This is a genomic window from Sphingomonas sp. 66-10 (genome assembly GCF_001897045.1).
GTDB classification, from domain to species: domain Bacteria; phylum Pseudomonadota; class Alphaproteobacteria; order Sphingomonadales; family Sphingomonadaceae; genus Sphingomonas; species Sphingomonas lycopersici.
On record NZ_MKRR01000039.1, the window covers coordinates 13,304 to 22,385 of the forward strand.

Below are 9,082 nucleotides of genomic sequence, written 5' to 3' on the forward strand. Positions count from 1 at the left end.
ACATCCGCACCAAAACTGATGCTCATGCCGCCCCAGTTGAACCCGCCGCGCGCCTCGGCCATCTCGCTATCGCTCAATGCTTTCATGTGCGAAAGGAGCCCAGCCGTTGCAGTCGCGCTCATCGGCGCATCGGCTCTCGCCGCAGTCTCGTCCGATATCCCCACGTCGGCATGAGCGGCCGCGGTTCCGCCAGGCGAAAGCGCCGCCACGAGCAGCGTCCGGCATATCGCTGCGCATACGGACCTGCTCATCATGGAATCCCTCCTACGCGGATATTGGGCAGGATCTGCACCTGAATCTGATAGATCGGCGGCAGATTGTCGGTTGTCGCGGTGATCGTACGTTCGCCCTGGAAAACCCGGGTCGGCGCGGTGGACCAGGGGTCCCAATCCCGCGCGAGGTTGAACGCCCCGTCCAATCCGGCCGGCGGCGCGACGACCACCAGCGCGATCCCGCTCCACATCCTGGCAAAATCGGCATCTGAAACCTTGATCAACCCGCGCGCCGGGTCGCCGATCAGCACGCGGCCATCGCGCGCGCCTTTGATCACCACGAAATGCGTGTATCCGCGGACATTGATCAGCGCGATCATCGGTTTCGCGAGTGCACGCACGTCCTCGATTCCCAGGCGATAGCCTTGCGCTTCAAATCCCCGTGCGATGAGGTAATTCTTCATGTCGAGCAGCGAGAAACCCTTTTGCCGGATCTTAGGCTGGTCTCCCTCGTCGTACATCGCCCGGAACGGCGTCGTCTCGTCAGTCGGCGTATTATACTGATAGGTGAGCAAGGTTGCGACCGCCGCCGATCCACAGCTGAAGTCGAATCGCTGTCGCACGATCGTGCGAAACGGGATCTCGGCCCAGCTTCTGACGCGCACCGTATAGCCCGGCGCGCGGCCGGGTGCGGCCACCGTCATCTGCGCGACTGGCCTGGTCTGCGCGGCGCCCGGCGATGCGACGGACGCGGCAAGGATCAGCCCGGCGAAAAGCCCGCATCGCCGTAGGGCAGGCCGGCTGGCCACGCTCAGTTCCCCAGATTGACAGTTAGATTCATTGCGCTCTGCAGATTTGCCTGCGCGCCGGAATTGATCACGACATTGCCCATGCCGTTAAAGTTGGCGAAGGCATTGTCCGAAAGGCTTATCGCGCCAGCGATGTAATTTCCTGCGATCGTATTTCCGCTAAGGCTGCTTTGCAACGCCTGGTTACCAATCACGATCGCCTGCCCGCCACGCTCTTCGCCGAGCGTTGCATCGTTGAGCGTAACGGCATGGTCGAGCGGAGTAGCGGTAGCCGGGGGGGTGGTTTGCGCCTGCACCGGCGGGACCGCGAGCGAGCCGATGGTCAAGGCCGTTCCAATCGCGATAGGGCAGGTAAAGGAAAAACGCGACATCTTGCGCCTCCTGCTACTCCGGAGAAGAGAAAAAGAGCCGGGCAGGACGAACCCGCCCGGCAGGCGGGGATCAATGGGTGGTAAAGCTGGTCGTCCCTTGCGCGGCGATGTTGGTCGCTGCCTGCGAATTGGCGTTGATGCCGGTATTCCAGCCCTGGTTCAGGATGCCGGAATAGGCAGCGAACGCACTTCCGCCGATGCTGTTCGCGCCGCTGCCATAGCTCGAATGCATACCGTTGAAATTCATCGGGCCGGCATTGCTGACCGACGAATCGAGCGTCTGGTCGGCAATCAGACGGATGTTGCCATTACGCTGCGAATTGTTGGTGTTGTTCCAGGTCAGCGTCTTATTGTGTTGCGAGCTGTCCGAATTGTTGCTGTCGAGCGTGAGCACCTTGTTCCGCTGGGAATTGTTGGTGTTGTAGCTGCCGACCGCGACCGTTTTGGTCCGCTGCGAATTATCGGTATTGTTGCTGTCCGCGGTCACCGTTTTGGTGCGCTGGGAATTGTCCGTGTTGTAGCTACCGAGCGCGAGCGTCTTGCTGTGCTGGGAGCTGTCGCTCTGGCTGCTGGTCAGCGAGACGTTCTTAGTGACCGTCGTGCTGGTGGTGTCGACCGATGTATCGCTGTGAGCGCCGGACGCACCCGTCACGGTCGATCCCCCGGCACTGGTTTGCGCAAAGACGGGAACGGCTGCGCCGAACGCCACAGCCGCGGCCGCGCCAATAAGCAGCTTGGATTTGCTCATTTCGATATTCCTTTCCTGTTATCCGCGCGATCGCGGCACAGACAAGAATATCGAACACTGTCGGCTGAGGTTTTGCGCTCGCGACATGTTTTGACCGAGATAATCCGTGCGTAAGAACCGACACTGCCCTGCACGGCAGGTGAGATCGCGCTACCCTGGCGCCCTAACCGCCGGTAAACGCAGCGATTCACGCGTTACACCGATCCAGCTGCCTGACGCTATTGCAGCATGCTTTTGTGATCATTGTCATGACATGACAAACGACAATGGCCTGATCCTATGCTCGCAACTATTGCTCATACGTATTGCCACGTATTCGTCTATGCCGGCGCGACAGTTATTCTCCCGTAATATGACGCTGGAGAGAATGATGGCGGTCCGCGATATTCTTCTGCAAATGGCGAGCTATCCTGTTCCTACGCCGCATTGGGCGATCGATGCCGCGGGAACACTGGCCGAAACCCTGGGCGCACGGGTATCGGCTGGCCTATGCCAGATTTACCTTCCCGATGTTTCGAGCTGGCTCGCCAACAAGCTCACCCATGCCGACGACGCGATTGCGATCGAAAACCGCAAAAGCAAGGAGTGGACGAACGAGCTTCTCGCAGCTTTTGCAGCTCGCATCCCCGAGGCCCGCCGAGGCGCTGAGATATTGGTCGAATGCAGCTCGTTGATCTCCCCGCGCGACCTCGCTCAATGGGCGCGCACGCGCGATCTCACGGTGGTTCCGGCCAGCGACGGACTGGACTGGAGTTATATGGCGGAGGGGCTCGTCTTTGGGTCCGGCCGGCCCGTGCTGCTACTGCCCCGGCCAGATGGTCCTGCGCATCGCTATCGCTCGATCGCGATCGGCTGGGATGGCAGCAGGGCAGCGGCGCGGGCGCTGGCGGACGCCCTTCCCTTACTCTCGGCGGCTGATGCGATCGAACTCCTTGTGGTGACAGGCGACAAGGAGCTTCCCACTGCGGCTGACCCTACGGAAGCGCAACGGCATCTTGCGACTCACGGCATTTCCACAGGCATCCGGACAATCGAAGCGCGGCGTCGCGACGCGGGCACCGCGCTGTGCGAAGAGGCGCTCGCATTGGGAGGTGATCTTCTTGTGATGGGTGCCTTTGGCCACTCGCGCGTACGCGAATTCGTTCTGGGTGGCGCCACGCAGTCAGTGCTGGACGACGTCCGCCTGCCCGTTTTGCTGTCGCATTGAAACGGAAGCAGGGTGATGCGTCTGTTCGATCAGATTTTCTCGAAGCCACATCAAAGTGCGGATCGGCCACATTTCCCCACCAACTATGACGGGCTGGGCTGCTGGTGGAATGAGCGAGGTGTTCTCCCGCTCGCCGCAGGACGCGGCTTCAACGTTTCGCTCGTCGGCGAATCGCAATGGCAGCAGGAGATCGGTGCGATCGTCGACGGTCGATGCGCCGAAGGGCATAATTGTCATTTCCCAGCGCAACTTGTGTTTGACGACAGTCAGCAGGATTCCAACGCAGTGGGGGTCATGATCGATGGCCGGGCGGTTGGATGGCTTCCACACGACCTTGCGCCGCAGGTCCGCCTCGCGCTCGGCCAGATGAACCCGGAAGCCAGACCCGTCACCTGTAAGGCAAAAATAGTGGGAGGCTGGGACTGCGGCAGGCATGACCGCGGCTATTTCGGCGTGAAGCTCAGTCTTGCGCTTCCATTGAAGGTGGCAAAAGCGACCCGCGCGCCGGAGGGCTCGGCCGGCGAGCAACCGGCTCGGCTGAAGCGGCCTTTGGATGTATCGGGCTCGAACAGCCGCGGTGTAAGCAGCAGCGTATTTCGGCCTCGATAAGCCGGATGCGGATAGCACGATTGCCGTGCCCGGCGCACCTCGAATTACCGAAACACGGAGACCGACATGCTATCCCGGGCCCTCAAATTTGCTGCGCCAGCCATTGCACTGGCAGTAATCACCCTTCCCGCGCTCGCGAAGGATCACTTGCCAGTGGCAGGACAGCGAGTGACTGTAGCCGAAGCAGCACCTGCGAAGAAACCCGAGGCAAAGCGGTGCAACGGGGAGCGTCACGAGCCTATCAAGCACAAGGAAGAGACCCATGACCGCGACGACGATTGAAGCGCGACCGCCACGCCGCTGGGACACCGTGGTCCGCTTCACCCATTGGGCGATCGTCGCAGCGGTCATGACCAACGCAATCTTTACCGAGGGCGGCTCGCGCGCGCACATCTGGATCGGCTATGCGCTAACGGCGATCCTCGGCTTGCGGCTGTTATGGGGGCTAATCGGCCCACCGGAAGCACGCTTCTCCGCGTTCCCGCCAAGTCCGTGTCGCGCATTTGTGCATATCCGCGAAATACTGGCCGGCGAGAAGCACCAGTATTCTTCGCACAATCCCCTTGGGGCGCTGATGGTCTATGCGATCTGGTCGTGTCTCGCCGTCATGATCGCGACCGGCATCGCAACGGCTGGTTTTCCTGGCGGCTTGCGCGCTGACGCCAGCCATCGGCAGGCGCGCGAAATCCAGATTGAGCGAGCCGGTGCCGCAGCCAGGGACCGGAAGAAGCGAGACGAGAAGCGTGAGGAAGGCGCGCTTAGCGAGGTCCACGAAATCACTGCCAACCTGATCTATGTGCTCATTGCACTGCATTTGGCGGGCGTGCTGTTCGAGACTCGCCGGAATGGCCGGCAAATCGTTGTCGCGATGTTGCCTGGCCGACGATAGGCACGCTTGATGCTCGACCGCGCCAAGGCCCTCGAACGCAAGACCATTATCCAGACCTGCGATCCGGCAACAGACGAAGCGACGGTCTACAATTCTCGCCGCTCGCGCACGTTGTATGCAACGGCGCGTCGAAAATTCCAATGAGCTGCAGATCGTCCTTTCACCATGATGGGGAGTGCGGCTGTTCGTCCGCGCGCATGTGTCCGGCGCTCCTTGTTCACCTGCAACCGAGGATAATTGCGAATAGCCCGCGCGTTCTCTCCGGGGGCAGGCTGGTGCAGGTTTCAACGCGACGGATGGAAGCCATGCGTGAGGTTAATCTGGCCGAACGAGCCGAAGTGAATTTGCAGCAATTGGTTCCGGCGCTGCGTCGTCATGCCGAGCCGTTGCCGGATCCCGATCGCCCCGAAGAATTCGGCGCCTGTTTCGATCGCTTCGCCGATGCCCGCATCGTACTGCTTGGCGAGGCAACCCACGGCAGCTCGGAATTCTACCGCGCGCGCGCTGCTATCACCCGCCGGCTGATCGAGCATCATGGATTTTCGATCGTCGCGGTCGAGGGGGACTGGCCGGATGCCGCGCGCATCGACGATTACGCACGCCATCGCGCGCCACGCCCGCGCCTAGGCGACCCGTTCATCCGCTTCCCCGCCTGGATGTGGCGGAACGCTGAGGTCCTGGCATTTGCGGACTGGCTGCGTGGATATAACGCCGGGCGCGAGCCACATGATCAGGCCTCGTTCCACGGCCTCGATATCTACAGCCTCGGCGAATCAATCCACGCGGTTCTGAGCTATCTTGAGCGCACCGCACCCGCGATGGTGCCGCCGGCACGCGCGCGCTACGCCTGCCTCACCCCTTGGCAGCAAGATCCCGCCGGCTATGGGAGAGCAGCGCTCCACGGACGCGACAATTGCGAGGATGGGGCGGTCGCACAATTGCGCGAGCTTTTCGAACATCGGGTGGAACTGCTGCGCGCGCCCGACGGCGAGGCCTGGTTCGACGCGGTACAGAATGCCCGCATCGTCCGTGCTGCGGAGCGCTATTATCGCGCGATGTATCGCGGCGCGACGGAGAGCTGGAACCTGCGCGACCGGCACATGTTCGGAACGCTTCAGGCGTTGCTCGCGCATCGCGGAGATGGCGCCAAAGCCGTCGTGTGGGCGCATAACAGCCATGTCGGCAATGCAGCGGCGACCGCAATGGGCTGGCAGGGCGAATTCAACATCGGAGAGCTGTGCCGGATGGCGCATGGCGATGAGGCAATTCTGATCGGCTTCGGCACCGATCGCGGCACCGTCGCCGCGGCAAGCGACTGGGACGGCATGATGGAAATCAAATCGGTTCGCCCCGCGCGGCCCGGCAGCTATGAGCATGCCTTTCGGCTGACCGGGCTGTCCCGAACGCTCACCGAATGGCGCTCCAAGGGTCACGAGCACCTCGTTACACTGTTGCGCGAACCGCTGCTCGAACGCGCGATCGGGGTGATTTATCGTCCCGAAAGTGAGCTTGCGAGCCACTATTTCCAGGCGGTGCTGGCCGAGCAGTTCGATGCCTGGGTCTGGTTCGAGGAGACCCGAAATGTCATGCCGATCGGCCCGGAGCGGCCGGCGGGCGCACCTGAAACTTATCCGTTCGGCCTCTGATCGATCGAAGCCTTCAAGGCGGGAGCCAAAAGGGTAATCACTTCCCGAGCGATTGGTGAGCCACCGGTGCCGCATGCGCATCTCTAAGGAACTAACCGGATGTTCCGGCTCCTACAGTCGGGGAATGCTCTTGGCTCCAACCGGATGATTCGATCCCTAAGCAACGGAGTGGACAATGGCGGCATGCAATTACCTGAGACACAATGATGCTGTGGCCCGACCGATCTTCCGCAAAGGGCAATCACCATGGAACTGATGGATGCGATCAGAAACCGTCGTGCTGTTCGGGACTATGCGCCCGAGCCGCTTGACCAGGTGCAGCTGCGCGCGTTGGTCGATGCCGCGATCCAGGCACCAAGTGCCGTCAATCGCCAGCCTTGGTCTTTCTGCATCGTCACCGACCAAGCGCTACTGCAGCGCATCTCCGATAAGGCGAAGGCACATATGCTGCACAGCCCATCGGTCGGGCTCCTCGCGCATCATTTCGAGACTCTGCTCAGCGATCCTGGATTCCACATCTTCTATCATGCGCCGGCATTGGTGCTGATATCGGCGAAGGAGGCCGGTCCGTGAGCGAGGTTGATTGCGCTCTTGCAGCTGAGAATCTGATGCTGGCCGCGCGCGCCGCAGGGCTCGGAAGCTGCTGGATCGGCTTTGCCCAGGGCTGGCTTGGAACGACCGACGGCAAGGCAATGCTTGGCCTCTCGGTGTCATCGCAACCAGTCGCCCCGATCATCATCGGACAGGTACGGTCCTGGCCGCCGCCCGTGACCCGTAATGATCCCGATATCCGCTGGCTTGAGGCGAGCACGGCTTAGCCTGCCGGAAGCGCCAAGGCCCTTCGCCGGAGACAATTCGGCCCGACGCGCTGCCGCAAGTGAATTGGACCTGAGGCATGGACCACACTGCACTCACGCAATTTTCCGTCTCGATCCGTCCCGACGGTATCGTCGGGATCATCGGCATCCCTCCCTCGCCTGCCGGCTTGGTGATATTTGCACACGGCAGCGGAAGCGGCCGGCTCAGTCCGCGCAACAACCATGTCGCACTTGGCCTGCGTCAGGCAGGCTTTGCCACGCTGTTGCTGGACCTGTTGACCCCTTCCGAGGAAAAGGATCGCGCCAAGGTTTTCGACATCGGCCTTCTGGCAAGACGGCTGCTGCACGCAACCGATTGGGCGGCAACGGTGGGCGAGCTTGCCCGGCTGCCGATCGGTTATTTTGGCGCGAGCACGGGCGCCGGAGCGGCGTTGCTCGCCGCAGCTACCGCCCCGGATCGGGTCAAGGCGATTATCTCGCGCGGCGGCCGTCCGGACCTCGCGGGCGAGGCGATGCTCGAGCGCGTACGCGCCCCAACCCTGTTGATCGTCGGTAGTCTCGATGGTCCGGTCATCACGCTCAATCGTGAAGCGATGCGGCATTTACGGTGTCCATGCGACCTCGTGATCGTGCCCGGCGCGGGGCATCTGTTCGAGGAGCCCGGAACGCTCGATGAGGTGATCGGGCACGCGCAGAACTGGTTTCGGATATATTTGCCGGAAGGAGCAAGAACATGATCTTCCGTCCAATCTTCGCCGATCGTGCGGATGCGGGCCGCCGCCTCGCGGCAGCCCTGTCTCACCTCGCGATCACCCACCCTCTGGTGCTGGCCTTGCCACGCGGCGGCGTCCCTGTCGCTTTTGAGGTCGCGCGTGCGCTCGGTGCAGACCTCGATCTCTTGCTGGTGCGCAAGTTGGGCGTGCCCGGTCATCCAGAACTCGGGCTCGGCGCGGTGGTTGACGGCGCCGAGCCACAGCTCGTCCTCAACGATATCTTGATCCGGACACTTGCGCTGACGCCAGATTATATCGAGGCAGAACTCCGTCGCCAGCTGATCGAGATCAATCGCAGGCGCAGCGCTTATCTAGGCGATCGCGTCCCTCCGCCAATGACGGGACGCACCGTCATCATCGTCGACGATGGCATCGCGACAGGCGGCACGATGAAAGCGGCACTGCGCGGCGCCCGCAAGAACCGGCCCGCGCGGCTTGTGCTCGCGGTGCCGGTTGCGCCGCGCGAGGCGCTGACCGAACTCGAAAGCGAATGCGACGAACTTGTCTGCCTAGCCGCACCTGACCCTTTTTACGCAGTCGGCGCGCATTATGGGAATTTCGATCAGACCAGCGACGCGGAAGTTATGTCACTGCTCGCTAAGGCGCGCATAGATGGTCGGGCAACGCTGACCGACTGACGAGCCTTACCCGGCATTAAAAACCTGGCGTCGCTGACCAACGTCAATGGTTTCAGGCTCGCAGATAACGCCGATGACCATATGCTCGCGCTGCTTGGAGGATACGTGACGATGGAAAATCCGGGTTCTCCATCACGGAAAACTCGGATCGCCCGCGCCAACCTAGCGAAGAGGCCGCAGCGTCAGGCTGATCAGCATCAGCATGGCTCCCTGGATCAGCAGGTCTACAGCGACGATTACGCCAAGCACCCATATCGCATCGCCGGGCCAGCCGGCTCCGATAAGGAAGGCCGCGGCTATGCTGAACAGTCCTGAAACCAGAAGCCCCCCCCGGCCATGCGCGCGCTGCGCGAGAGCTGCGA

General features: G+C 61.9%; 12 protein-coding genes and 1 pseudogene. 9 read left to right on the forward strand and 4 right to left on the reverse strand.

What is annotated here, in order from left to right; translation table 11 throughout:
- Positions 1-250 precede the first annotated feature (250 nt).
- From BGN95_RS04815 to BGN95_RS04825, 3 genes are all read right to left on the reverse strand, one after another.
- Positions 251-1,021 (reverse strand): C39 family peptidase, encoded by a 771-nt coding sequence (locus tag BGN95_RS04815; protein ID WP_286771797.1) that lies wholly within the window; start codon positions 1,019-1,021, stop codon positions 251-253.
- A gap of 2 nt (positions 1,022-1,023) precedes the next feature.
- Positions 1,024-1,392, reverse strand: coding sequence for a hypothetical protein (locus tag BGN95_RS04820; protein WP_286771798.1), 369 nt, complete (start codon positions 1,390-1,392; stop codon positions 1,024-1,026).
- 70 nt (positions 1,393-1,462) lie between these two features.
- Positions 1,463-2,140 carry a hypothetical protein gene (locus BGN95_RS04825; RefSeq protein WP_286771799.1) on the reverse strand — a complete coding sequence of 226 codons (678 nt, stop codon included), beginning with the start codon at positions 2,138-2,140 and terminating at the stop codon, positions 1,463-1,465.
- 370 nt (positions 2,141-2,510) lie between these two features.
- On the opposite strand from BGN95_RS04825, the gene BGN95_RS04830 reads away from it, so the two are divergent.
- The 9 genes from BGN95_RS04830 to BGN95_RS04865 all read left to right on the forward strand — a co-directional run bounded on the left by BGN95_RS04830 (position 2,511) and on the right by BGN95_RS04865 (position 8,720).
- Positions 2,511-3,347, forward strand: a complete 837-nt coding sequence (locus tag BGN95_RS04830; RefSeq protein WP_286771800.1) for a universal stress protein — start codon at positions 2,511-2,513, stop codon at positions 3,345-3,347.
- A 15-nt stretch (positions 3,348-3,362) separates the two neighbouring features.
- Positions 3,363-3,956, forward strand: a complete 594-nt coding sequence (locus tag BGN95_RS04835) for a hypothetical protein (RefSeq protein WP_286771801.1) — start codon at positions 3,363-3,365, stop codon at positions 3,954-3,956.
- Positions 3,957-4,218: 262 nt separating this feature from the next.
- Positions 4,219-4,845 carry a cytochrome b/b6 domain-containing protein gene (locus BGN95_RS04840; RefSeq protein WP_286771802.1) on the forward strand — a complete coding sequence of 209 codons (627 nt, stop codon included), beginning with the start codon at positions 4,219-4,221 and terminating at the stop codon, positions 4,843-4,845.
- Positions 4,846-4,854: 9 nt separating this feature from the next.
- Positions 4,855-4,989 carry a hypothetical protein gene (locus tag BGN95_RS04845; protein ID WP_286771803.1) on the forward strand — a complete coding sequence of 45 codons (135 nt, stop codon included), beginning with the start codon at positions 4,855-4,857 and terminating at the stop codon, positions 4,987-4,989.
- 161 nt (positions 4,990-5,150) lie between these two features.
- Positions 5,151-6,491, forward strand: coding sequence for an erythromycin esterase family protein (locus BGN95_RS04850; RefSeq protein WP_286771804.1), 1,341 nt, complete (start codon positions 5,151-5,153; stop codon positions 6,489-6,491).
- 246 nt (positions 6,492-6,737) lie between these two features.
- Positions 6,738-7,064: a nitroreductase family protein gene (locus BGN95_RS27095; RefSeq protein WP_353744675.1), complete on the forward strand. Its 327-nt coding sequence runs from the start codon at positions 6,738-6,740 to the stop codon at positions 7,062-7,064.
- The gene (locus tag BGN95_RS27100) at positions 7,061-7,309 is read left to right on the forward strand and encodes a nitroreductase family protein (protein WP_353744676.1); all 249 of its coding nucleotides are present in this window, start codon (positions 7,061-7,063) and stop codon (positions 7,307-7,309) included. The genes BGN95_RS27095 and BGN95_RS27100 overlap by 4 nt, the downstream gene beginning before the upstream one ends.
- A 77-nt stretch (positions 7,310-7,386) precedes the next feature.
- Positions 7,387-8,046, forward strand: coding sequence for a dienelactone hydrolase family protein (locus BGN95_RS04860; protein WP_286771805.1), 660 nt, complete (start codon positions 7,387-7,389; stop codon positions 8,044-8,046).
- Positions 8,043-8,720 (forward strand): phosphoribosyltransferase, encoded by a 678-nt coding sequence (locus tag BGN95_RS04865; RefSeq protein ID WP_286771806.1) that lies wholly within the window; start codon positions 8,043-8,045, stop codon positions 8,718-8,720. Before BGN95_RS04860 ends, BGN95_RS04865 begins: the two co-directional genes overlap by 4 nt.
- 162 nt (positions 8,721-8,882) lie before the next feature.
- Here BGN95_RS04865 and BGN95_RS04870 read toward each other — a convergent pair.
- Positions 8,883-9,082 (reverse strand): annotated as a pseudogene (locus BGN95_RS04870) (DUF308 domain-containing protein); the annotation flags it as partial.